Source organism: Lysinibacillus canaveralius (assembly GCF_047301505.1).
Lineage (GTDB): Bacteria > Bacillota > Bacilli > Bacillales_A > Planococcaceae > Lysinibacillus_B.
In genome coordinates this window covers 3,803,619-3,827,146 of the sequence record NZ_CP154840.1, presented here as the reverse complement: position 1 = coordinate 3,827,146, position 23,528 = coordinate 3,803,619, and the positions used below count along the sequence as shown (strand labels likewise).

Here is a 23,528-nt window from a genome sequence, read left to right as displayed (position 1 = left end):
TAATCGATTTGAAAAAATGAGAAACAAATGATACGTTTTCAAGTAAGGAGGCGATTATATGTTTCAAGGTAAGGTAGTTATCGTAACAGGAGCATCACAGGGGATCGGTAAAGCCATTGCTTCAGCTTATAGCCAGAAAGGAGCGACGGTGATTGCGGCTGATATTACAGAAGTGACGGAGCCTGCTATTCATTTCATCCAGACCGATGTACGAAAAGAAGCCGATATTCGGTCATTGATGACTCAGGCGGCAGAACAGCACGGGAAAATTGATATTCTCATTAATAATGCTGGGAAATTTATTGTCAAACCACCTACTGAATTGGAGCTGGAAATCTGGGAGGACATAATAAATACGAATTTACGCAGTGTATTTCTATGCTCCCGGGAGGCAGCGAAATATATGCAAGGGGGAGCTATCGTATCGCTTGCTTCCACACGTGCTTTTCAATCTGAACCATATACAGAGGCCTATGCAGCGAGTAAGGGAGGGATTGTTGCACTAACTCATGCACTGGCCAGATCATTTTCGGAAAAAAATATTACGGTTAATTGCATCTCACCTGGATGGATTGAAACCGGTGATTATGAAGCGTTGCGTGATATTGATCATATTCAGCATCTCTCCAATCGTGTTGGAAAACCTGAAGATATTGCTAGAGCATGTTTATATCTTACACATCCTGAAAATAATTTCATAACAGGGACCAATTTGACGATTGATGGTGGAATGTCGAAAAAAATGATTTATGAGGAATGATTTACTACCCATTGCTTTCAAAAAGTTGGAAACCTGTTTAAAATATATGTAGCATGATTGTTTTATACACAAGTTATTTGGGGTAAAAAGCAGATACAGGAGGAATAGATATGGCAAAAAGTAAGTTAATACCTGCAGTTTTATTAGGTGCTCTGACAGGGGCGGTTATCAGTATGCTGGATAAGAATACACGTCAGCATACAATTGAAACATCAAAGAAAATTAAAGAGACAGTAACGTATTATGCACAAAACAGCGACGAGCTGGTGCAATTAATTGAAACAAAAGTCGAGCAAGCTCAAAATTTATATTCTTCAGCCCAGAAGAATATCGACTCAATCATGTCACAGGTAGAAGATGCAAAGGCTTTGCCGGATACAGTTATGAGTATGGTAACTGAGACAAAAGAAGCTTTTACGAAGCCTAATACGGAAGCATAAATGTAAAAGATATGAGGAAGGGGTGAACGTTTATGAAAGAAGAAAATTCTGCTCCAAAAGAAGCGATTGCCTTCGTTAAATCATTTGTCGCACCACGTGAATCAGAGATCGACAGAACGACTGCAAAAGGTTTTTTTCAAGATTTGATATCAAGTGTGCAGCGTGTTGATATGTCGGGTATGGGTGCACAACTCGCTTACTTCTTCCTATTATCATTTTTTCCTTTACTCATTTTTTTGGTGACATTACTGCCATACCTGAACCTTGAGCAGGAGCAGGTGTTTGAATTTATGGATGATGTCATACCTGCTGAAGTCTTTTCCCTTATCGAAGGGACTTTAACAGAAGTGCTGACAAACCAAAATGGCGGGCTTCTTTCTATCGGGATTATCGGGACAATCTGGTCTGCCTCAAAGGGTATTGATGCTCTTATGAAGGCTTTAAATAGAGCGTATGATGTAGATGGGAGAGCTGGTTTTATTAATCGTTCTTTATCATTGCTTTTTACAGTAGCCTTTGTTTTGATCATCTTACTGGCTTTAGTATTCCCAATTTTCGGACAGCAGCTTGGCAATCTCCTTTTTTCCTATATAGGAGTGGAAAGCTCATTAGGCTCCATATGGGCTTTTATTAGATGGCTTATGCCGCCTTTGCTTATTTTTGGCGTGATGGTTCTTATGTATTGGATTGTTCCAAATACTGATCCACGGTTGAAATTTATCAGCGTCATGCCGGGTGCAGTTTTTGCAACAGCAGGCTGGCTTATACTGACATATGGGTTTTCATATTATGTTAATAATTTTGGAAACTATAGTACCACATACGGCAGTATTGGCGGAGTAATTATCTTAATGCTGTGGCTGTACTTCACAGGGATGATCCTGATTTTTGGAGGCTTAATTAACGCCTCCATGCAAAAGCGCCAGCTCGCCCTTAAAAGTAAGGAAACGAGTAAATCACCAGTGTTTTAAAATAGAAAATTGCTGGGATAAAACCTAACCTTAAATAAAAAGATGAACTCATTGAATTGGGTTCATCTTTTTTATGGCACCGGCAGTCTACATTCCGGTGGACGCTTACCCGGGGTACGGCTGCAGTTTTCACCCTCGCTTCGCCCAGTCGGAGTGGTATCATCGTCTGCATACGAACCTATCCGATTTTCATTTGAAAGCTGTATTAAAAAATACTATCGGTTAAATATAGTTGCCTGACTCTAAAAAATTAATTTGAAAAGGTGTTCTTCTGTCTAAAGGTATAACATGAAATAATTCATGATACCGCTAAATCTAAAAATGAAATTAAATAACGTTATTGTATAATTCATCCGCCATTTAGTAGAACATTCACTAAAAACGTAAAAGCGAAGCTGCTCGTGAGTCTAGCAGCTTCGCTTTTTTTAGATGAGGTTAGATATGTCTCATCTTTATCTTTGGAAGGAAAGGTATAACTGTGAATCATCAATTATCTAAGTATACATTAGCTGCCGCTTCAAGCAGCTAGTGTATATAGCGTTATATGTTGCGCAGCATTCGCAAACCATTCAAAATGACGAGAATCGTGCTTCCCTCGTGGCCAATGACACCAAGCGGTAAGTTAATTGCCTGGAAAAAATTCGAGATGACGAGCAGGAGGATAACTCCAATAGAAAACACGATATTTTGTTTTACAATGCGCTGCATCTGACGGGACATACGAATGGCATATTCAATTTTCGTCAAATTGTTTTTCATTAAGACAATGTCAGCTGTTTCTAGTGCAACATCCGTCCCATCGCCCATTGCGATTCCTACCGTTGCAGTAGCAAGAGCGGGGGCATCATTAATCCCGTCACCTACCATACCGATTCCTTCATATTCTTTGTTGAATTTCTGAATATATTCCACTTTTGTTTCGGGTAAGCATTCTGCCGCATAGTCGTTTACACCAGATTCTTTCGCGATGACACCAGCTGTCTGTTTGTTATCGCCTGTAAGCATCACAACATGAATACCTAAGTCCTGAAGGGAAGAAATCGCCGTTTTCGCTTCATCACGAACGATATCCTTTAAAGCGATAAGGCCTAAAATTCCTTGTTCATCACGAATGAAAGTAACCGTTTTTCCCTCTGATGCCAGTTTAGCCAATGCACCATCAGCAAAATGATGAGCTTCCTCTCTCCCTACGAAATCAGGTTTGCCAACTTTATAATCAAGCTGATCGATCGTTGCTTGAATACCATGACCAGGAACATCCTCAATAGCAGCCTGCTTGCTTACCTTGATTCCTTTTTCAGCAGCATAGCGGGAAATTGCTTGGGCAAGAGGGTGTGTTGATTGACCTTCGATTGTTGCCAATATGGCAAGTGCTTCCTGACTATCGATATCTTCTCGTACCAAGAAATCTGTCACGACTGGCGTTCCTTCTGTCAGTGTACCAGTTTTATCGACTGCTAATGCCTTAATTCCGCCCATATTTTCAAGATGTATACCGCCTTTAAATAAAATGCCGTTACGGGCCCCGTTGGAAATAGAGGCTAATGTAGCGGGCATGACGGAAGCAACAAGGGCACAAGGGGAAGCAACAACAAGCAAAACCATCGCTCGGTAGAAAGTTGTCGACCAGTCCCATTCGAATAAATAATGTGGAACGAAAAGCATAAGTCCTACAATCACTAATACGACTTTTACATAAGTGCCTTCAAAACGTTCAATGAATTGCTGAGAAGGGGACTTCTCACTTTGTGCCGATTCAACAAGCTTAATGATTTTCTGAAACATTGTTTCATTACTGTGCTTCGTCATTTTGATAGTAAGCGGGCTGTTTAAATTAACGGTCCCTGCATACGCTTGAGCACCTGCTTCTTTTGTTACAGGCATTGATTCTCCGGTAATCGCTGCTTCATCTACTGTAGAGTGTCCTTTAAAAATGACACCATCAATCGGAATACGTTCTCCCGGTTTAACGAGGACATGATCGCCAAGCTTTAATTCGCTGACAGCCAGTCGAATTGGTTCAAAACCCCCGCGTACAAGCCAGGCTTCTTCAGGCTGCAGCTCCATCAGTGCCGAAATTTCCCGGTGACTTTTATTCATAGCATAGGTTTCGAGAGCCCCGCTCATTGCAAAGATAAAGATAAGGATGGCTCCTTCTGTCCAGTAGCCGATGATTGCGGAGCCGACTGCCGCTAAAATCATAAGAATTTCCACATTTAGCTTTCGCTGTCTGATTGTTTCTATTATCCCTTCTTTCGCTTTCGCGTAGCCTCCCGTGATATAAGCAGAGATATAAGCAATAACAGCAGCTGTTTCCAGTCCTACCGAATCCATTCTCCATGCAAAAAAGATAATAATACCTGATAAGACTGCTGCAATAAGCTCCTTATGCTCTTTTATTTTCTCATTTAGAGGTATTGATTCTCGATTAGAATAATCCATATAATCACTCCTTGATAATGAAAATCAGTATCGAAACTTATAAAAATACTAATTGATAGAGGTTTTCATTTAAAATATAAATTTATTAATTTAGAATTATTATAAACTAGGATACCTCTTATAGGAAGGGATTGCAAATAAAAAAAATCGCAACGGATAGACCGTTGCGATTTGCAGAGATCAGCAGTTTGCGATTAGAATACGCGCTCTGCATGCAATGCTAATTTATCTAATGAGGATTTTTCTACATCAGCGTGTAATGAGTTGCCGTGTGAATCCATTGTTACAACTGCTGTAAAGTCTTGAACATTTAGGTGCCACATTGCTTCTGGAATACCGAATTCCATTAGATCAACGCCGTCAACACCCTTAATGCAGTCAGCATAGTACTGGGCTGCTCCACCGATAGCGTTTAAGTAAACCCCGCCGTGCTCTTTAAGAGCTGCGAGTGTTTTTGGTCCCATACCGCCTTTACCGATGACTGCACGGATACCAAATTTTTTCATGATATCGCCTTGGTACGGCTCCTCACGAATTGATGTTGTCGGTCCAGCAGCTTTAACTGTCCAGTTGCCGGCTTCATCTTTGGCCATAACAGGTCCGCAGTGGTAGATGATTTGACCATTTAAGTCAACTGGTGCATCATGACTCATCAAATGGTGGTGGATTGCGTCACGGCCAGTGTACATACGGCCAGTAATTTTTACCACGTCGCCTACTTTTAATTCACGAATTTGTTCTTCCGTAATTGGTGCAGTTAATTCTACAACTTTACTGTCTGAAGAAGCTGTTTGTTCTTCATCACGGAATGTGATTTTTTCACCGTCTTGATAGTGCCAGTTGATGATCTCGCCAGTTTCCGGGTTGATATCAATTGCCATACGACGGTAAGCCCAGCAGTTGTAGGCTACAGATACATAGAAGGAAGCAGGGATACGGTGCATAACACCTATCTTACATCCTAATAATGTTGCCTCACCACCGAAGCCCATTGTACCAACGCCGAATGTATTTGATGTTTTGACGATATAATCTTCCAATTTCGCTAAATCTTCGTTTGAATTCACATCATCTACTGCGCGGAATAATTGCTCTTTTGCAAGGTCATAACCGCTTGAACGATCGCCGCCGATACCAACACCGATAAAGCCGGCTGAACAGCCTTGTCCTTGCGCTTGCCATACAGAGTGAAGAATACATTTACGGATTCCATCTAAATCACGACCAGCACGGCCTAATCCTTCTAGCTCACAAGGAAGGGAATATTGGATGTTTTTATTTTCACAGCCGCCGCCTTTTAGGATGAGCTTGATTGTAATGTAGTCGTTTTCCCATTGTTCGAATTTAATTACCGGTAGGCCATCACCTAAGTTATCGCCAGAGTTTTTACCAGTTAATGAATCCACTGCGTTTGGACGTAACTTTGCATCAGCAGTTGTTGCAACAATTGCTTTTTTGATTGCTGCTTTAATTTCCAGCTGATTGACACCTACAGGAGTATATACTTTAAATGTTGGTAAACCAGTATCTTGACAGATTGGAGAAACATTATCTTCAGCCATAACAATGTTGTTTGTAATTGTGTCTAAAGACATTGCTGCACGAGTGCCTGCGTTTTCTGCTTCTTTTGCCGCTTTAATCGCACGACGAACGTCTTTTGGTAAATTAGTAGACGTTTCAGTCACTAAATCATATAGGCTTTTTTCCAAAGTTTCTAAGTAAGTCTTAGTCTCTACTGCCATAATATTTTTCCCCCCAGAAAAATAAGAATTATTTTAAACCAATAATCATTATAACTGTTTAAAACGATAAAAAAAAGAGCGCTTACCCGATAGAAATCGGAATAAATGAAATAATTCTGCTATTTTTGCTAAAAGAGAATAGTATATTTTGAATGCTTTTCACCTGAAATGAATAATGATAGGGTATAAGAAGTCGTAAAGAATTTCCAATTTTGAAATGGAGGGAAAAAAATGAATGTACCGAAAATGCTGGAGATTTACCGTGAAACTATTACAAAAACAATGGAGCCATTTGTAAAAATAACATTGAGCAAGGAGAAAACTGATATTACATCCAGTAAGGTAGGGGGGAATCCGTATTTCTTGAAAAATGACCAATATCCTTTCAACGAAGAGGGAAAACCCCTTCACTTGCTCGCACAGATTAATTTCAGTGAAGTTGTGAAGTTCAGCGATGACTTTCCTAATTCAGGGATTCTGCAGTTCTTTATTGATGGTTATGATGATGTACTGGGGATGAATTTCGATGATCAAACGAAACAAAATGGATTCCGTGTCATTTACCATGAGGAGATCGAAGAGGAAGAAAGCAAAAGAATGCAGGATTTCTCTTTCCTAGAGGATGATGAAGAAGAAATTTATTTGCCGTTCCTTTCAAATAAAGAATATAAAATGTGTTTCGAAAAGGATGAAGCCCCGGTTTCCATTAGTGACTTCCGAATTGAACAGGAAAATATAGAGTTTGACGAGGCGCTGTATGAAGCTTATGAAGAAACATATCCAAGCCAAGGCCATAAAATGGGAGGGTATCCATTCTTTACTCAAAATGACCCCCGGGAATCTGAGACGTTACGGGATAAACTGCTCCTGCTGCTCCAGCTTGATTCAGACGAAAACAATGATATCATGTGGGGCGACATGGGAGTAGGAAACTTCTTCATCAGCAGGGAAGATTTGAAAAATAGAAACTTCGCTAATGTTCTGTATAACTGGGACTGTTATTAAAAAACACTTTTGTAACTGCTTTGTTGAAGCTTTGAATAGCATGCTCATATACGTCTGAAAAGCATTTTCGAGACAAGCAGAGTAAACCGTTATTTTATAAAATGACTTAAAAAACGTGAAGACAAAGTCAAAAAAGACTTTGTCTTCACTCTGGACTGCCCCATTTGTAAACGGGGCAGTCCGTTTTTATTCACTTATTTCAGGGCGAGTATGGAATTGATCCATCTTCTCCTCTAAATCATCCACCATCTTGATTAAGCGATCGATATCTTCTACTTCTGTCGTTTCCGGATCGATTGCATCGAGCACCTCCAGGAAAATTTCAAGACGCTCTTTTAAGTAGGTTACCTGCTGTTCTTTATTTGTAATTGGATTTGACATATAGGTGCCACCTTTCACATAGTACCGTTATCGTATCGAATTTCAATACAAATTTCAACGCTTGTGCATAAGAATGGAATATCTTTAGTACTTATTAATTAATTTAATATTTTGTGAATTTAGAATATTTACAATATAGAAGTATTATGCTATATTTAACACAATCAAAAACAGAAGGGGATGGTCGAAAACAAGAAGTCATTACTCATTCCAATAGAAGAGAAGGAGGGAGTTTTAACACGTTTTTCGGCTAGTCTTGCCGATGAAGCAGTTGAATGATTATGGTCCATAATGATATATAAAGCCCTAGTAAACTTTAACTTTAAAGGTTTACTAGGGCTTTTGCTGCTTTAGAATGGCTACCGCTTGCTAGACTCCGTATGGTAAGATAATACGGATATCGAAGTAAGTGGAGGAATAAGGAAGATGATGTTAAATTATGAGCAGCGAAAGTTTTGGATTTTAGTCGTTATTGTTTCAATTTCCGGCTTTTCACAAGGAATGCTGATGCCGCTTATTTCAGTTATTTTCGAAATGGATGGTGTCTCTTCTACCTTGAATGGTCTGAATGCGACGGGTATATACATAGGTACGTTGTTAATCTCTCCTTTTATTGAGCAGCCGCTCCGTAAATATGGCTACAAACCAGTTATTATTGCAGGAGGGGCACTTGTATTTGTCTCTCTCTTTTTATTCCCATTTTGGAAAAGTGTGATGTTTTGGTTTGTCTTACGCATGCTGATCGGAATTGGAGATCATGCTCTCCATTTTTCCACACAAACATGGATTACGTCAGACGCTGAAAAAGGGAAGCTAGGAAAGAGCATGTCCATTTATGGGCTTTCATTCGGTGTGGGCTTTGCAGTAGGGCCTCTTTTTGTTCAGCTCATTAAATTTTCAGAAGTGCTGCCATTCGTCATCTCAAGTGCTCTTTGTCTTATAGCATGGTCACTCGTATTTCTAGTGAAAAACGAAAAGCCTAAAGCTTTGACAGGTGATGCAAATAATAGCGGCTGGAGCCGTTACCGTTTAGCTTTCAAATATGGGTGGATTGCCTTTTTGCCGCCATTTACATATGGATTTCTCGAATCTTCACTCAATGCACTGTTTCCTGTATATGCATTGCGAATGGATTTGGGGGTTACATCCGTTTCCTTTGCATTAGCTGCATTTTCAATTGGAGCGATTGTCACTCAAATACCATTAGGAATTCTTGGAGATAAGCTAGGGAGGAGCAAGGTGATTATCGGCGGGCTTTCCTTAGGAACAATTTTGTTCTTTATTTGCAGCCTGCTAGAGCATTCTGCAATGGCGGTAACCGTGTTTTTTGCCTTGGCTGGTATGAGTGTCGGCTCTTTATTTTCGATGGGAATCACCTATATGGCAGATTTAACACCAAAAGAGCTGCTGCCGACTGGAAATCTACTTTGTGGAATTTTCTTTAGTCTAGGCAGTTTAAGCGGTCCGGTTTTTGGCGGGTTGTATTTGCAGGTAGCCGAAGGAGTCAGCTTCTTGCTGCTGATTGCTGCCGTGTTGTTCCTCGTTTTATGTGCAAACTTGTTTTATCGACAGACCTCTGCAAAAAAGGTAGCGGCAAACCAGTAAGAATTGAAGTGAAAAGTCCGTCTCCTATATTGAGTGGGAGGCGGACTTTTATTATTTGGACAGAGCTATTACTATCTTTCCCAAACTAAATAAGAATTATATGGGAAAAGCTGATGTCTTTTATAGGAAAGCTTGAGAAAAACTTATAACGATAAATAAGCTATTTTGTTTTATATAAAATACCTAATGTATTGGGACCGCAATGGGCAGAAATCGTACAGCCAGCGGAAGTTTCAATTACTTCCTCAAATTCCGTATATTGTGCAATCCAGCCGCGTACTTTCTGAACGGTTTCTGGCGAGCACATAGAATGAGTAATAAAGATTCGGCTTTTATCGATCTGGTCGTCTTGCTGTAAGCGATCTTTTATGTATTTTTCCAGACAGTTCTCAAAGTTTCCCCGATATTTTTTTCCTACCGCCATTTTTCCATGTGTTACTTCAATCGATGGCTTAATTTTTAAAAGAGTTGCTCCAAATGCTTCCATACTTGAACAGCGTCCGCCCTTTTTTAAATAATCCATCCGGTCAATAACAAAACTGGCATTGACCTTAGGGATGAGCGCCTGTATTGCGTATACGATGTCCTGTGCAGCATGCCCCTCTTGTGCAAGTAATGCCGCCTCATATACAAGGTGGCCGCTTCCTGTTGAAAGATTTTGCGAATCAATGACATATACATTATCAAAGCTTTGTGCTGCAAGCTTTGCATTTTGATGGCAGGAAGAAAAGTCAGAGCCAAGGTTAATGTGAATGACTGCCTCATATTGATTCGTAAACTGGGAAAAGAACTCCTCGTACTCGTAGGTATTGATGGCTGATGTTGTACATGTCCGATTATGTTCTCCGACATGCTTGAAAATATCCAGAGGCATAATATTAATGCCGTCCCTGAAATCCTCGTCATCAATTAGAACATGCAGTGGAGTTAAAGTAATATCCAATCTATTTAGAAGCTCAGGTGAAAGATCGCAAGTGCTATCTGCCGTAATTTTAATCATCTTATTTTACCTCCATTGTTATAGGTATATCCATATTATAACATGATATTAAAATAATTTTGGCGAAAAAGAGATAGGGAACGATTATGTATAAATAGAAATATAGTGATCGTTTGAACGGTAATTTTCTCGAATATGTCAATTGAATAGTAAAAAAAAAATAACCTCTGTTTTTGGAAAAAAAGAAGTAATGAGCGAAAGACCAAATGCAATAATAAATACATATAATTAAGACGGAAGGAAAAGCAACATTCCTTTCTTTTCAATAAAAATGCAATCTGCGGATGACCTGAGTGCAAATCACTTATACTCAATGAGGGAAATAGTGTACGCTTGCTAGCTTTATTTGCGTTTATAAAAAAGTCCCAATGCATGAGGACCGGAATGGACAGACAGCGTAGTTCCGGCATGCGTTTCAATGACCTCATCAAAAGATGTATATTCGGCGACCCAGAATTTTACCTTCTCAACAATTTCGGGAGGGCACATGGCGTGTGTGATAAATAATCTACTATAGTCAATGAAATCATTATTTTCGAGGCGCTCTCTTACATATTTCTCTATACAGTGTAAAAAAGGACCACGATATTTTCTGCCGATTGTCATTTTGCCATCCTTTACTTCAATTGATGGCTTAATCTTCAATAAAGCAGCAGTAAGTACTTCTATATTTGAGCAGCGTCCGCCTTTTTTTAAATAATCGAGCCGGTCCAAAACGAAACTTGTATCGAGTTTTGGAACAAACGCCTTCAGCTGCTGGAAGATGTCTTCGGCACCATGTCCCTCTTTTGCCATCAGGGCCGCATCGTATGCGAGGTGGCCGCTGCCTGCCGAAAAATTTTTAGAGTCAATGATATATACATTGCTGAACTTTTCGGAGGCAAGTATGGCATTTTGGCAACAGGAAGAGAAGTCAGAACCGACTGTAATATGAATGACTGCTTCATAATCTGTGGTGAAGGTAGAGAAGAATTCTTCATATTCAAACACATTTATTGCTGCTGTTGTACACCTCCGATTTTCTTCACCGACATATTTGAAAATATCCTGCTGTGTAATGTCAAAACCGTCTCGAAAACTTTTTTCATCTATCAAGATATGTAAAGGAATTACCGCAATATTGAGATCTTCTAGGATGGCTGCTGGCAAATCACAAGTGCTGTCTGCTGTAATTTTAATCACCATCATGAAGCCTCCTATAACGATTTTAAATATCTGAGTGGAAATAATAACAGCCGTACAATAGAAAGGCAGCTGAATGAAATGAACAAGAGTGCTTTAATGCCTATACATTATATGCAGATTAAAGATAAAAAGACACTCTGGCCTGTACATGGGCTGACCTCAACTCATGGAAAACCGAAATCCGGTTATTCTAAGGAAAGAAGAAAGGAGGTTTATTTTTGGGACGATATCTTATTCCCTTTTTGACAGCAGCGGCCATATACATTAACTTCAGTTCGATTGATGCATCGGCGAATGAAGAGCCATCCAGGGAAGATATTATACAGCAGCGTATGGCTTATTATGTTCACTTTGGAGATCTTCTTGTTCCTTGGCATTATTTAGCGGCAATCGACCAATATGAGCGGAACATTCAATCCGTTCGTTCAGATATTCCGAAGAGAGAAAGTGTCATTTCCATCCAATTCTCCGAAGAAGATTGGACAGGTCCGTTGAATCCAACAGAAAAAGATAGGTCCCCCTTTCATATTAACTATTTTGGGGGAATGGGTATGGATGGAAACGGTGACGGCATTGCTAGTCCTGATGATGATGAAGACATCTTATTTACAATGGCAAGCCATCTGAGCCAGTACGATTTAGATGAAGAAGGCTTCAAGCTAGCGCTATGGGATTATTATAAAAATGAAAAAGTCGTTAATCAGATTATTACCATTGCCGCTCTTTACAAGCATTTCAATTCGATTGATCTTGATACCCATGTATTCCCCGTTCCTGTACAGTACAATTATAGTTATAGAGGAACATGGGGAGCTAATAGAGGCTGGGGCGGCAGAAGGAGTCATGAAGGAACAGATCTTTTTGCCGGTTATGGTACACCGGTCCTCTCCACTTCCTACGGGGTTGTGGAAGTGATGGGATGGAATGATTTCGGCGGCTGGCGTATTGGAATCCGGGACAATCATAACTCTTATCATTATTATGCCCATCTTGGGTCTTATAATAAAGAATTAAAAGTAGGGGATGTTGTAGAGCCGGGTATGACAATCGGAGTTGTAGGCAGCTCAGGCTACGGTAAAGAGGGTACATCCGGAAAATTCCCGCCGCATCTACATTATGGTATTTATAAATTTGATGGCCGTAACGAGTGGGCATTTGATCCATATCCTTCATTACAGCAATGGGAGAGGCAGACAAAAAATAGTAAAGAATGATAGAAGTGGAAACCCATAGAGGTTTAAGGCTGAACAGACGGCAAATGCCGTCTGTTTTATTTAATATACGCGGCTAACCTCGTAAATAAAAATTTGTTTTCTTTATATTAAAAACACCGCAACAATCGTTGTGACGAGGAGACCGATAAGAACAGGGACAAGGTTTCTGCGGGCAAGCTCAAATGGACTGACATTACAGATAGCAGCAGCTGGTATGAGCGCCCAAGGGATAAGCGTGCCTCCGCCGACCCAAATAGCGGCAATCTGTCCGAGCGCTGTTAAGGTAGCTGTTCCTTCTCCAATGGCTGTTCCAAAGAGATTTCCGATGGAGCCGACGAGTGAGATACCAGAAAAACCAGAGCCATCTAACCCTGTAATAGCTCCTACACCGGCCAGTGTTATGACGGCAATTTCCTTTGTTAATGGTACGACAGAGGCTAATGCAACGCCTAAATCATTTACAATGCCGTGAGATGTTTTTGGCAGGTGGTCACCAATAATTGCCGTGAAGCCAGAATCACCCAAATAAAAGAAGGCAGCGATTGGAATAACAGGACCAAATACTTTAAATCCAAATTGAAAACCTTGTATCAAATAATTGGTTGATTTCTCGAGCCCTTTCTTTTTATGAGCCGTCATACATAGCAGCAGCAGAATAAATACAGCGGTTCCTCCTACTAAAGCTGTCGCATCCCCGCCTTGCAAATCGAAAATGGACATTGCCACAACATCCAGTAGAAATGCGGCAGGAATAAGGAGTGCAAAAAATTTCTTTTGTGCTGACGAAAGCAAATGTTCCACTGTGTCTTGCTCGTTTTGACTTTGATGAGTGCCGACTAGCTCTATATTTCCTTTTTTCATGTCACGCCGCAGCATAACAAAAGCGACGACAGTAGTTACAACACCCATTGTAATAACAAGCGGTATGCTGGCAGTCACTACATCACCTACTGAAATCCCTGCTGCATCAGCTGTTAGTTTAGGAGCCCCTTGGATAACGAAGTCACTCGATAATGCAATGCCATGACCGAACAGATTCATCGCCATTGCTACTCCAAGTGCAGGAAGCCCTGCTCTTATGGCAACTGGCAAGAGGACAGCTCCTAAAAGAGCGACAGCCGGTGAAGGCCAGAAAAACCATGAAATAATCATCATTAATATCCCGATGGTCCAATAAGCAAGCGTTGGATTTTTAATGATTTTTGTAAATGGTGCAACCATTGCTTCATTAATCCCTGTTTTCGTCAAGACCCGGCTCATTGCTACAATGATTGAAATGATTAAAATGGTAGGCAAAAGTTCAGTAATAGCGAAAATAAAGCTGTTGAAAATACCACTGATAGAGGACGTTATACTTTGTGTTGCCATCATGGCGATGACGAAAATCCCTAAAATCGAAACAAGTGTTGTATCAAGCCGTTTTACCATAAATCCAATAATCAACATAATAAACACCATATATATCAAATGCAGAGCCGACAAATCAACATTCATTAGGATACTGCCCCCTAGTTGTTTAATCGTAGAATATGAGGAAAGGAAACAATGGGTGTATACAACCTTCTTAATCTTGGTTTTAACTAAATAAAATAACGATATATGGTAAGAAACGGTCCGTGGGGAGCGAAAAAGCTTTTATAGTCATGGATCTTTATATTTACTGTGTTTAATGAAAATTACAGGATCCTTCTCTAATCTTAGGGTTTTTTATTCATCAAGAAGTTAAAAAGAGAGATGAAAATCGAATTGTAGATAAATCCCAGGGGATGAGATTTTCTATTGGCAATATCCTGTTAGTACATAATATCTACACCTCCTTATTTAAATTTTGTTTGAAAATACATCTGTACATTCAAGACTAATCGTGCTTTTATTATCGATTTTAGTATTGATAAAGGGAATACTTCCAACTCCATCATTAAAACATAATTAAATTTATAGAAACTTTGAAGATAAGTACTATATTAAAAGACGGAACTTCTGAGCAATACGGTCTTTAAAAGGAAATGGGATGCAAGGTTGTTCAAAGATATTTATTTCCAAAGATTCTCCTAGTTACTGAATTTTAGGGATTCTTAAATGTAGGGATAATTGATATGCGAATGCCTCTAAACCCGATAACAATCTAGGAAACAGAAATTTTTTAGAATTCCCCCATTGCTCTCTTGGTATTGGTATATCTTTTATACGAATCGATAGCCATAAGATGGGAGTAGGAAATTTAGTGATATTGATTGACTGGATATTGGAATAAGAAGTTTATGCTTTTTAAAAAACTTATAGTTTACGGTAAATCCTCATATCACTCTTGAATTAGAGAATTATTTATTTGGAGAGAGGATTAAATTACTTAGCCTGCTGTTCTGATGACTGGTATAAAATCAATACTTATCAATATGGTTTAGAAAATGGCTTCGTAAGGCCGCGTTAGTCTCTGGTTGCATTTATATAACTGAAAATTGTAATACTTTTTTAAGGAATTATACAATTAAAGTTCGAAAGAGGTGATCTGGCCATACCAGACTTTTGGAGGGTGTTATTTCTGAACATCACTGATTGTTTGATTGTATTTGGGCAGCTTGGGTGACTCAATTTACTTATTGAACTATGGGGCAGGGGTTTATAAAAAGGATGGCAAATAAATCCTAGTTAATTGGTGGCCTATTATAGAAGGTAGAGACCTGAATCTAGAAGGTTTTATCTATCCTACAGTCTAATTGATTCAGACGCTAATGTGTACTTATTAAAGCCTAAAGGGATTTCAAAATAGTATATGGAAAAATTGCATAATATACAGCCTTCTAGGGACATCACGTTGTACAGGCAGAAAGGGATGAAATCCGAGGACTTTATAACCTGAGGATTTCTCTAATAGTTTAAAGGTCTCATTCATCCCTTATACAATTACTGTTTAGCAATAAATAGCGAAAGGAGGTTAGTAACAGCTATAAAACTCCAGCAATCTACCTACAGGTAAAAGAAAAGCAGCTCGTGGGGTTAGCGCAAATTCTTCTTTCTTTAAATATACGTCGCTAGCTGACTGTACTAATTGTATATTTTCATATTCAATGTTGCTTTTTCATTCTACTGTTTAATATATGGATCTCATTTCTGATAGATTTTATCTTTCCTCTCTACATCTCTTAATTATGTACTAAAGAATTAAGGGCATATTTTATTACACCCTCTTCTTTTAATGAATCAACTTTATTACAGCTCTATCAAAATGAAGCATTGATCATCGCTGTTATATTTTTTAGATTTACTTCCCATATTTTCGAGTGTTTTTTGAATAATATCTTTTGTCTCCGCTAAGGAAGTCCGTAATGAGTCATATAATAAGTGATTTAAGGTATTTAGCATAAGGGCTTCAGATACACCATCTGTATATAGAAGAATTCGTGCCCCGGGAGTATAGTTCACCTTTTTTGGTTTGAAAGAAATATTTTCAAATGTTCCCAATGGAGGGCTAGTTGCAAACAACTCATGCTGCGTACCATTTTCCTCTTGGAAAACGGCAGGGGGATGCCCTGCATTAATATATTCAATAGTCTGTGTACTTGTATCAATATTTAGATAAATAGCTGTGCAATAATGCCAGGCATCTTGATTATTCTGGAATAATTCGTGTAAGTATTGGTCTAACTCCCGCACAACTATTTCTGGTGCTACCCCTTGTGAAATTAACTTTTGGAACAAAGATTGAAGAGACATGGTAACTAAAGCCGATGAAATTCCATGACCCATTACATCTAATAAAATTACTCCATATTTATGTGGAGTAATTTGATAAAACCCATAAATATCCCCAGATAATGATTTTGAAGCGTGATAATAAGATAGGATTTGAATATTGTCATTTATTATATCTTTCGTTAGAGCTGTTTGCTGGATTTTTTTTGCAAGCTGCAATTCGCGTTCAGTGTCTAACTTAAACTTAGCATTTAGTTGATTAGTCTCCATAAGTTCCTGTTGTTTCTTGTTTAATGATTTGAGAGCTACCTCTAATTCTAAAAGGACTTTTTCTTTTTCATGATAAGCATTTTCAGCCATTTTTCTTGCGTTAATAAGTTCATCTTCTAATGCACTTCGATTGAGCATAGGAACAATTACACAAATGATTTCATTGTTTTTTTGCAGGGAAGCATTTAATAATATGGGGATTTCTTCCCCATTTGCAGTGGTTAGTGAGAGATACATTTCCTCCACATAGTGCTTTGCTATGATAAGCGGTAAAAAATAAAATTGAATAAAAATCCGAGCCGAATTTGAGAGTGCAACATTAAAATGTTTACCTATTAGTAGCTCAGACGATGGATATTGTAGTAATTTAACTAATTTCTTATTGATAGTTAGAATTCTACCATCTTTTGTTAAAGTCATGAATCCACATGGTGCATTTTCTATCAAATTCTCCATTTAAACTCCACCTACACCCTCCCCAACCAGTGTTTCAGTTTGATTAGTTAGGTAATTTTTTATTGATTGAATAGTTTCTTCTGGGTCACTCATGTGCGGGCAATGACCGATGGCATTCATATATGTTATCCTGCTATTTGGCATATTCATTTTTAAGTACTCCCCAACTACTTTAGGTGCAATAATATCGTCAGTACATTGTAAAATGAGAGAAGGCACCTTCACCTTTACAATATCCCGGCGATTGTCCGTAAAAAAACAAGCCTTTGCGAAGGTAGTTGCGATTAAAGGGTCAGTGGAACAAAAACGGTTTTCTAAATTTTTCGCTACCTCTGCTCGTTCTGTATTATTTAAGAGGGTAATTGAAAAAGAATTAGCCCAACCAATGTAATTTTTCTCCATCATATCAATTAAATTTACTAAATCTTCTTTTTCAAAACCCCCATAATACCCGGGAGGATCATTCAAATAATAAGGTGATGGGCCTATCATGATGAGGTGTGAAAAATAATTAGGTTTTGAATTGGATGCCAATAAACCAATCATACTACTGACAGAATGTCCTACAAATATTGCTTCTTTTAAATCTAATGCTGCACAAACATCCAAGACATCCTGTACGTAACCGGATAGTTTACTATATTTAACAGGGTCAAAAGCGGATAAATCTGAACTCCCTATACCAACATAATCAAAGAGAATAACTTGATATTCCTCTTCAAATGCTGGTGAAACATCTTTCCATACTGTTTGGTCACATCCAAATCCAGGAGCGAAAATTATTGCCTTCTTACCTTTGCCACTAATATTTATATTATTACGCTTAATAGTATTTTGGTTCATAGAATAGTCTCCTTTCTATTAGTCATTTTTATTTTAATCATATCATTTTTGTTTAGTTTAATATGTTCAAACCTCTTTGGTTATAATGCTATCCCCCTTCTATCCCACGATTTTGTATAACGCTGGTAATTAAGCTGCATTTTAAAACAGCAATTTTAAAGGCCTATTCTTCAGGGATTTCAATACTTTTCCGTTTTCTAATTACCTCATTCAGTCCTAATGGGTGGGTATCAAAACTACAGCTTTGATGAAAGGGGGAGTATTTTGTGTATCAGTGGGGTAGAGAAGCCCTGGGTCCAGTGAGTATCAAATATGAAAAAGCAAATACTTCATTTTTATAAATCCCTTTTTAATAAGGTGCGCATTTTGATAAGTTTCTACTTTAATTGTTATGCTTGAAGCAGCAGAGGCATTGGTTTAGAAAAGATTAATACTACTTATTGCGAAAATCATATGATGCTGACCGGTCAGGTTTGTTGAAGAGAAAAAAGAGAATCATTATTAAAAAGACTACCTTCTTATTCCTAAGAAATGAAAATCTTTTATGCCTGAAATTGCTGTGCCAATTGCGCCATTTCCTAACTAGTTAGCATCAACTGTACCTCTAAAAATTGCTTCTGTCGAATAAAAGAGAAATGTAATCTGCTCCAAACCCACTGATTGGAAAAACTTATAATCACTAATTCCGTTTTAATGCGATTTATTGACGATAGTAAAATCAAAACTGAAAGTACGATACGCTCTAAAAAATTACCAAAGGACAGAATTCCAGAAAAACAGTTCCACCTATATCTCACCCTGCAAATACTGCATATACAGTGCCAACAGGAGGTGTTTTTCTTCCTTTTATTCTTACATAAAAGCTAATAATAGTTACAATCATAATTCTAATCCATCTCCGATCAAGCGTTGTATCAAGCCGTTTTACCATAAACCCAATGATGAGGGCAATAAATAGAACGTATATCCAATGGAAAGCAATTAGTTCACCCCCATACTCACCCTCTTTTCTTTTTTATTGAGAATATGGGGAGAGAAGATAGATGGTGAGTGCCTAAGAAGTGCGGAAAAATCTTTTGTTCTCATAGGGAAATAGCCTAGTTTCTCCATAAGTATAAGTATTCCTTTTAGATACATCTCTTTTTTTCTTGCATATATTTTTAAGTAAGTATCAATTTTCTTTAGGGAGTGGGAAAATGGGCGCGATACATGGAAAGGAATTTATTGCCCGGTTAGACCGTTTAAATAGTGAGATCTGGTTTGATGGAGAAAAGATTGAAGGGAAAATTTCTGAGCATCCTGCCTTCAAAGAAATTATTCAGGCGAAGGCGTCTTTATACGATTTGCAGCATCACCCTGACATAAAGGAGATAATGACGTTTCGTTCACCTGCTTCGGGAGAACGTGTGGGAATGTCTTATTTGCAGCCAAAAACAAAGGAAGATTTACTGAAAAGACGGAGAATGATGGAGCATTGGGCAAGGCATACAGGCGGTATTATGGGAAGAAGCCCGGACTATCTAAATTCGGTACTGATGAGTTTTGCCTCTTCTGCTCCGTTGCTTAATGGAAAAGAGCATTGCTTTCCCGAAAATCTTCAGGCATTTTATGAGTTAGCGAGGGAACAGGATCTTTCGATTACACATACCTTTATTACCCCTCAAGTGAACAGATCCCAGTTTTACGTAGAAAAAGAGGGTGAACCCGTTGCTGCTAAAATTGTCGGAGAAAATGAAGAAGGAATTATTATTAAGGGAGCCAGACTTCTAGCGACACAAGGTGGTTTGACTGACGAGGTACTAGTGTTCAGTGCAGGAAGATTTCCGTTTGAGGAAGAGGAAACCTTTGCTTTTTCTATTCCTTCAAATACAAAGGGGCTTCGTTTTATTTGCAGGGATACATTCATCGGCGGGGAATCTTCATTTGATCATCCATTAAGCTCGAGGTATGAAGAAATGGATTCGATCGTCGTCTTCGATAATGTGATGATACCATGGGAACGTGTATTTTATTATAAAAATGCGGAGGCTGCTGGAAACTTTTCGTCACAAAGCGCCTTTCATCATTTTGCAAAGCATCAAGCACTGACACGCCAAATAGTCAAAGGAGAGTTCATTTTAGGAGTTGCTGAACTGCTGGTTCAAACAATTAATGTCAAAGAGTATCTGCATATACAAGAAAAAATGTCGGAAATTATTATCGGGTTGGAAACAGTGAAGGCACTTGTGGAAAAGTCGGAAAACGATGCCGTGTTGGATGCGTGCGGAACTATGAGACCGGATATTGTCTCGTTGAAAGTAGCGGGTCTAGTCTTTTCGAAGCTCTATCCGCGCTTTACAGAAATTGTTCAAATAATTGGTGCGAGCGGGATGATTACCTTGCCTACAGAAAAAGCATTTCAATCTTCAATTCGTCCGGATTTAGACCAGTATCTTCAAGGGGCGAGCAAGCCGGCAGAGGAAAGGGTCAAAATCTTCCGCCTTGCCTGGGATTTGACGATGAGTGCGTTCGGAACGAGACAGACGCAGTATGAAAGGTATTTTTTTGGTGATCCAATTCAGCTGGCAGGGGACCTTTATCAAACATATCCAAAAAGCGATTATGCAGAGACAGTCAATAAATTCCTTGAATTGGAAATAGAGAAAAAGTAAATTTTATTAACGGTGTTTTAGAGGAAGCAAAAGAAAATTGTTTCAGGGCAGGGCATGTTTTATTTACAGGGAATAAGGGAGAAAATAAAGGGGACTCCTGCAGACAGCCATTTTCCGATGAGAAATTATCAAGGTTCCAGAGGGCAAGGCAGGGGAGCTAAAGCAAGGGCAAGGAGTGATCCCTATGGCAATGTGTCCATTATGTAATGCATTGAAAGAAGTAAATAAAAATTGCCCCAACTGCAATAAGCCGCTGGAAGATTCGGGCAAGGTTTCTGATTATCTAGATCCCTATGGTCACTACAATGATGAAGAAACTGTCAAAATGGGGGACGGCTATTCGAATACAGCAAGAGACCAAATCTGCCCTCATTTGCTTGTTTGTAAGGAATGCGGATTTGATCAGGTAATATTTATCCAAGAGGAGTAGGGAGAAGCGGTTATTTTTAAGAGAGTTACATCTAAAAAACACATCCCAGCCGATTTTGGCTGGGATGTGTTTTTGGATTTATTTTTGGTTTTTCAAAGTCAACTTTGCTACTGCCTCAACATGTGCCGTTTGCGGGAACATGTCTACCGGCTGGATATATTCGACGTTGTACAGCTTCGTCAGTTCCTTCAAGTCCTTCGCCAATGTAGAAGGGTTGCAGGATGTGTAGACGATGCGTTTTGGTTTGATTTTCAGTACAGTATTGATAAAGCTAGGGGCAAGGCCGGTACGCGGCGGGTCCACTGTTACCACATCCGGTGTGAAGCCTTCGCGGCGCCAGCGTGCAAGCCAGTCTTCTGCTGTTCCCGTATAATAACGGGCATGCTTGAATCCGTGGTTGCGGGCGTTCGCTTTCGCATCCTGGATACTTTCAGGAACAATGTCCATACCGCGTACTTCTTTTGCATCACCTGCAAGCCAAAGCCCAATCGTTCCGACGCCGCAATAAGCATCGACAACGGTTTCCTTACCAGTTAAGGCGGCCGCCTTTTTAATTTCATTATATAAATGAACAGTCTGTTCAGGATTTAATTGGAAGAAAGCGCGGGATGATAAATCGAATGCGAATTCACCAAGCTTTTCGTGAATCGTTTCTTTCCCGTCTAGAACGATTGTTTCATCCCCGAAAATGAGGGATGTTTTTTCACGATTGATGTTTTGTGTAATCGAAACAATAGCTGGGTGCAGTTTTTTCATGCGTGCGATGAATTCATCCTTATGAGGGAATTCCTTGCGAGTCGTCACGATACAAAGCTGCGTTTCCCCTGTGCGGACTCCTGTTCGTACAACAATTGTACGCACCAGCCCGTTTAAAGACTTTCCGTCGTAGATGGAGAGTCCTAGCTTTTGCAGGGCTTTTCGTGCATCCACTGTCACACGGGAAGTAATTGTCTTTTGTACAAGGCAGTCATTAATGTTGAGTAACTTATTCGAGCCTTCTGCATAAAGGCCGGCATATACACGTTTGCCTTCTTTTCGTACTTGGAACTGGCTTTTGTTACGGTAATGCCAAGGGTCGTCCATACCAAGTGTCGGACGGATCTCGGTTTTTTCTGTGATATCACGCGCGTATTTTTCCATCGCCTGTACAACGATATCACGTTTGTTCATAAGCTGTGCTTCATATGTCATGTGCTGCAGCTGGCATCCGCCACATTGCTCATAGATTGGGCATTTTGGCTCTTGTCGAGATTCGCTGCGTTTACGGATCGTCAAAATTTCTGCTTCGGCAAAATTACGGTGCAGTTTTGTCACCTTAACGGTTACTTCTTCACCAGGTATGGCTCCTTTTACAAAGACGACGTTACGCTTATAGAAGCCGACACCTTCTCCATTGATGCCGAGCCGTTTGATTGTTAACGGAAATTTTTGACCAATTTCCATTGTTGCTTGATTCATTGCTTTTTTCACGTCCTTTATGTTCATCCCATCATTATAACGGAGACATGCCGCAATGAAAAGAAACGTGTTTAGAACGGTGAACCATGCTTTGGAACAGGCCTATTTTAAATCATCCAATGAACCGAATGTATAGCCCTGAGCTTTTGCATCTTTGATGAATTTCGGCAGCGCTTCTGCATTATCTTCAGCAACTGTATGCATTAAAATAATGGCACCTGGATGCAGCTGCTTCATGAGTTCATTGTACGCATAATCTCCACCGCGACGTACATCCTTTTCCCAGTCTTTAAACGCAATGGACCAGAAAATATGGCGGTATTCGTGCTTGATCCCGACTGCCAGCAGTTCTTCATTGTATACGCCTTCCGGGGGACGCGTATAATAAGTGCGTTCAATGCCGGTTACTTCTTTCAGCTTTTTATCGAAGTTTTGCCACTCTGTCACCATTTCTGTTTCAGAAAGGCGGGCCATGTTCGGGTGCTTATCCGAGTGGTTACCGATAATATGCCCATCATCGACCATTCGCTTCACTAAATCAGAAGCGCTCGTTACATAGTGTCCTGTCAGGAAAAATGTAGCAGGAGCCTTTTCTGCCTTGAGCGTATCCAGAATGCTTTCAGTAAATCCATTTTCATATCCATTATCAAATGTTAAGTAAATGGTTTTAGCTTGTGGATCACCACGATAGACAGCGTTATGCTTCTTTAGCATGTTTTCAAGCTCACTGCTCATCTCGATTTGTTCACCGCCTGTTGCTTTCTTAAATCCCCAATGCAGTTCATCTGCAAAAGCAAACGAAACAACGGAAAATAAAATAATCGACATACTGACGATAAATCCGACGATTTTCTTCATGAAAATTGCAACCTCCTTTTCGCTTTTATTACGTAGGTTGCTTCATGGACAGTTTGCTATACGAGTTTTTTTAAAAGGAAGTTCCGTTAAAAACTGTCGATTGAAAAAGTGAATAGATGTAGAT

Annotated in this window: 18 protein-coding genes; 8 read left to right on the top strand and 10 right to left on the bottom strand. The window is 39.4% G+C overall.

What is annotated here, in order from left to right:
* Window positions 1-58 precede the first annotated feature (58 nt).
* The 3 genes from AA0Y26_RS19395 (at window position 59) to AA0Y26_RS19385 (ending at window position 2,171) form a co-directional block, all read left to right on the top strand.
* Window positions 59-760 carry an SDR family NAD(P)-dependent oxidoreductase gene (locus AA0Y26_RS19395; RefSeq protein WP_413363652.1) on the top strand — a complete coding sequence of 234 codons (702 nt, stop codon included), beginning with the start codon at window positions 59-61 and terminating at the stop codon, window positions 758-760.
* Between the two features lie 110 nt (window positions 761-870).
* A complete protein-coding gene (locus AA0Y26_RS19390; RefSeq protein WP_413363651.1) occupies window positions 871-1,200 on the top strand; it encodes a YtxH domain-containing protein in 330 nt (109 codons plus the stop codon).
* A 32-nt stretch (window positions 1,201-1,232) separates the two neighbouring features.
* Window positions 1,233-2,171: a YihY/virulence factor BrkB family protein gene (locus tag AA0Y26_RS19385; protein ID WP_413363650.1), complete on the top strand. Its 939-nt coding sequence runs from the start codon at window positions 1,233-1,235 to the stop codon at window positions 2,169-2,171.
* A 540-nt stretch (window positions 2,172-2,711) separates the two neighbouring features.
* Here AA0Y26_RS19385 and AA0Y26_RS19380 read toward each other — a convergent pair.
* Both AA0Y26_RS19380 and AA0Y26_RS19375 read right to left on the bottom strand, forming a co-directional pair.
* Window positions 2,712-4,613: a heavy metal translocating P-type ATPase gene (locus tag AA0Y26_RS19380; RefSeq protein WP_413363649.1), complete on the bottom strand. Its 1,902-nt coding sequence runs from the start codon at window positions 4,611-4,613 to the stop codon at window positions 2,712-2,714.
* A gap of 194 nt (window positions 4,614-4,807) precedes the next feature.
* On the bottom strand, window positions 4,808-6,355 hold the full coding sequence (locus tag AA0Y26_RS19375) for a fumarate hydratase (protein WP_413363648.1): 1,548 nt from the start codon (window positions 6,353-6,355) through the stop codon (window positions 4,808-4,810).
* 231 nt (window positions 6,356-6,586) lie between these two features.
* Here AA0Y26_RS19375 and AA0Y26_RS19370 point away from each other — a divergent pair, with 231 nt between their 5' ends.
* Window positions 6,587-7,360, top strand: a complete 774-nt coding sequence (locus AA0Y26_RS19370) for a YwqG family protein (RefSeq protein ID WP_413363647.1) — start codon at window positions 6,587-6,589, stop codon at window positions 7,358-7,360.
* Between the two features lie 186 nt (window positions 7,361-7,546).
* Here AA0Y26_RS19370 and AA0Y26_RS19365 read toward each other — a convergent pair whose 3' ends face one another.
* Window positions 7,547-7,741: an SE1561 family protein gene (locus AA0Y26_RS19365; protein WP_413363646.1), complete on the bottom strand. Its 195-nt coding sequence runs from the start codon at window positions 7,739-7,741 to the stop codon at window positions 7,547-7,549.
* A gap of 426 nt (window positions 7,742-8,167) precedes the next feature.
* Here AA0Y26_RS19365 and AA0Y26_RS19360 point away from each other — a divergent pair, with 426 nt between their 5' ends.
* Window positions 8,168-9,346 carry an MFS transporter gene (locus AA0Y26_RS19360; protein WP_413363645.1) on the top strand — a complete coding sequence of 393 codons (1,179 nt, stop codon included), beginning with the start codon at window positions 8,168-8,170 and terminating at the stop codon, window positions 9,344-9,346.
* A gap of 160 nt (window positions 9,347-9,506) precedes the next feature.
* On the opposite strand, the gene AA0Y26_RS19355 is transcribed toward AA0Y26_RS19360, so the two are convergent.
* Together AA0Y26_RS19355 and AA0Y26_RS19350 are read right to left on the bottom strand one after the other, a co-directional pair.
* Window positions 9,507-10,346: a DegV family protein gene (locus AA0Y26_RS19355; protein ID WP_413363644.1), complete on the bottom strand. Its 840-nt coding sequence runs from the start codon at window positions 10,344-10,346 to the stop codon at window positions 9,507-9,509.
* A gap of 342 nt (window positions 10,347-10,688) precedes the next feature.
* Window positions 10,689-11,534, bottom strand: coding sequence for a DegV family protein (locus AA0Y26_RS19350; protein ID WP_413363643.1), 846 nt, complete (start codon window positions 11,532-11,534; stop codon window positions 10,689-10,691).
* A 215-nt stretch (window positions 11,535-11,749) separates the two neighbouring features.
* On the opposite strand from AA0Y26_RS19350, the gene AA0Y26_RS19345 reads away from it, so the two are divergent.
* Window positions 11,750-12,745 (top strand): M23 family metallopeptidase, encoded by a 996-nt coding sequence (locus AA0Y26_RS19345; RefSeq protein WP_413363642.1) that lies wholly within the window; start codon window positions 11,750-11,752, stop codon window positions 12,743-12,745.
* A 102-nt stretch (window positions 12,746-12,847) separates the two neighbouring features.
* Here AA0Y26_RS19345 and AA0Y26_RS19340 read toward each other — a convergent pair whose 3' ends face one another.
* From AA0Y26_RS19340 to AA0Y26_RS19330, 3 genes are all read right to left on the bottom strand, one after another.
* Complete coding sequence (locus AA0Y26_RS19340) at window positions 12,848-14,239, bottom strand: hypothetical protein (protein ID WP_413363641.1); 1,392 nt, start codon at window positions 14,237-14,239, stop codon at window positions 12,848-12,850.
* A gap of 1,716 nt (window positions 14,240-15,955) precedes the next feature.
* Window positions 15,956-17,164, bottom strand: a complete 1,209-nt coding sequence (locus tag AA0Y26_RS19335) for a PP2C family protein-serine/threonine phosphatase (protein WP_413363640.1) — start codon at window positions 17,162-17,164, stop codon at window positions 15,956-15,958.
* On the bottom strand, window positions 17,165-18,007 hold the full coding sequence (locus AA0Y26_RS19330) for an alpha/beta fold hydrolase (protein ID WP_413363639.1): 843 nt from the start codon (window positions 18,005-18,007) through the stop codon (window positions 17,165-17,167). It lies immediately after the preceding gene.
* Between the two features lie 1,196 nt (window positions 18,008-19,203).
* Between AA0Y26_RS19330 and hpaB the strand changes: the two genes are divergently transcribed.
* Both hpaB and AA0Y26_RS19320 read left to right on the top strand, forming a co-directional pair.
* On the top strand, window positions 19,204-20,658 hold the full coding sequence (hpaB, locus tag AA0Y26_RS19325) for a 4-hydroxyphenylacetate 3-monooxygenase, oxygenase component (protein ID WP_413363638.1): 1,455 nt from the start codon (window positions 19,204-19,206) through the stop codon (window positions 20,656-20,658).
* Between the two features lie 184 nt (window positions 20,659-20,842).
* Window positions 20,843-21,088, top strand: coding sequence for a hypothetical protein (locus AA0Y26_RS19320; RefSeq protein ID WP_413363637.1), 246 nt, complete (start codon window positions 20,843-20,845; stop codon window positions 21,086-21,088).
* A 78-nt stretch (window positions 21,089-21,166) separates the two neighbouring features.
* Here AA0Y26_RS19320 and rlmD read toward each other — a convergent pair whose 3' ends face one another.
* Complete coding sequence (gene rlmD / locus AA0Y26_RS19315) at window positions 21,167-22,546, bottom strand: 23S rRNA (uracil(1939)-C(5))-methyltransferase RlmD (RefSeq protein WP_413363636.1); 1,380 nt, start codon at window positions 22,544-22,546, stop codon at window positions 21,167-21,169.
* Between the two features lie 102 nt (window positions 22,547-22,648).
* Window positions 22,649-23,410, bottom strand: coding sequence for a polysaccharide deacetylase family protein (locus AA0Y26_RS19310; protein ID WP_413368319.1), 762 nt, complete (start codon window positions 23,408-23,410; stop codon window positions 22,649-22,651).
* Window positions 23,411-23,528 lie beyond the last annotated feature (118 nt).

Excerpts from the sequence above, each read along its gene's own strand:
- AA0Y26_RS19320 (WP_413363637.1), top strand. The coding sequence starts at position 20,843 with ATGGCAATGTGTCCATTATGTAATGCATTGAAAGAAGTAAATAAAAAT.
- hpaB (WP_413363638.1), top strand. The coding sequence starts at position 19,204 with ATGGGCGCGATACATGGAAAGGAATTTATTGCCCGGTTAGACCGTTTA.
- AA0Y26_RS19330 (WP_413363639.1), bottom strand. The coding sequence starts at position 18,007 with ATGAACCAAAATACTATTAAGCGTAATAATATAAATATTAGTGGCAAA.
- AA0Y26_RS19360 (WP_413363645.1), top strand. The coding sequence starts at position 8,168 with ATGATGTTAAATTATGAGCAGCGAAAGTTTTGGATTTTAGTCGTTATT.
- rlmD (WP_413363636.1), bottom strand. The coding sequence starts at position 22,546 with ATGAATCAAGCAACAATGGAAATTGGTCAAAAATTTCCGTTAACAATC.
- AA0Y26_RS19375 (WP_413363648.1), bottom strand. The coding sequence starts at position 6,355 with ATGGCAGTAGAGACTAAGACTTACTTAGAAACTTTGGAAAAAAGCCTA.
- AA0Y26_RS19365 (WP_413363646.1), bottom strand. The coding sequence starts at position 7,741 with ATGTCAAATCCAATTACAAATAAAGAACAGCAGGTAACCTACTTAAAA.
- AA0Y26_RS19340 (WP_413363641.1), bottom strand. The coding sequence starts at position 14,239 with ATGAATGTTGATTTGTCGGCTCTGCATTTGATATATATGGTGTTTATT.
- AA0Y26_RS19355 (WP_413363644.1), bottom strand. The coding sequence starts at position 10,346 with ATGATTAAAATTACGGCAGATAGCACTTGCGATCTTTCACCTGAGCTT.
- AA0Y26_RS19335 (WP_413363640.1), bottom strand. The coding sequence starts at position 17,164 with ATGGAGAATTTGATAGAAAATGCACCATGTGGATTCATGACTTTAACA.
- AA0Y26_RS19370 (WP_413363647.1), top strand. The coding sequence starts at position 6,587 with ATGAATGTACCGAAAATGCTGGAGATTTACCGTGAAACTATTACAAAA.
- AA0Y26_RS19390 (WP_413363651.1), top strand. The coding sequence starts at position 871 with ATGGCAAAAAGTAAGTTAATACCTGCAGTTTTATTAGGTGCTCTGACA.
- AA0Y26_RS19385 (WP_413363650.1), top strand. The coding sequence starts at position 1,233 with ATGAAAGAAGAAAATTCTGCTCCAAAAGAAGCGATTGCCTTCGTTAAA.
- AA0Y26_RS19395 (WP_413363652.1), top strand. The coding sequence starts at position 59 with ATGTTTCAAGGTAAGGTAGTTATCGTAACAGGAGCATCACAGGGGATC.
- AA0Y26_RS19350 (WP_413363643.1), bottom strand. The coding sequence starts at position 11,534 with ATGATGGTGATTAAAATTACAGCAGACAGCACTTGTGATTTGCCAGCA.
- AA0Y26_RS19380 (WP_413363649.1), bottom strand. The coding sequence starts at position 4,613 with ATGGATTATTCTAATCGAGAATCAATACCTCTAAATGAGAAAATAAAA.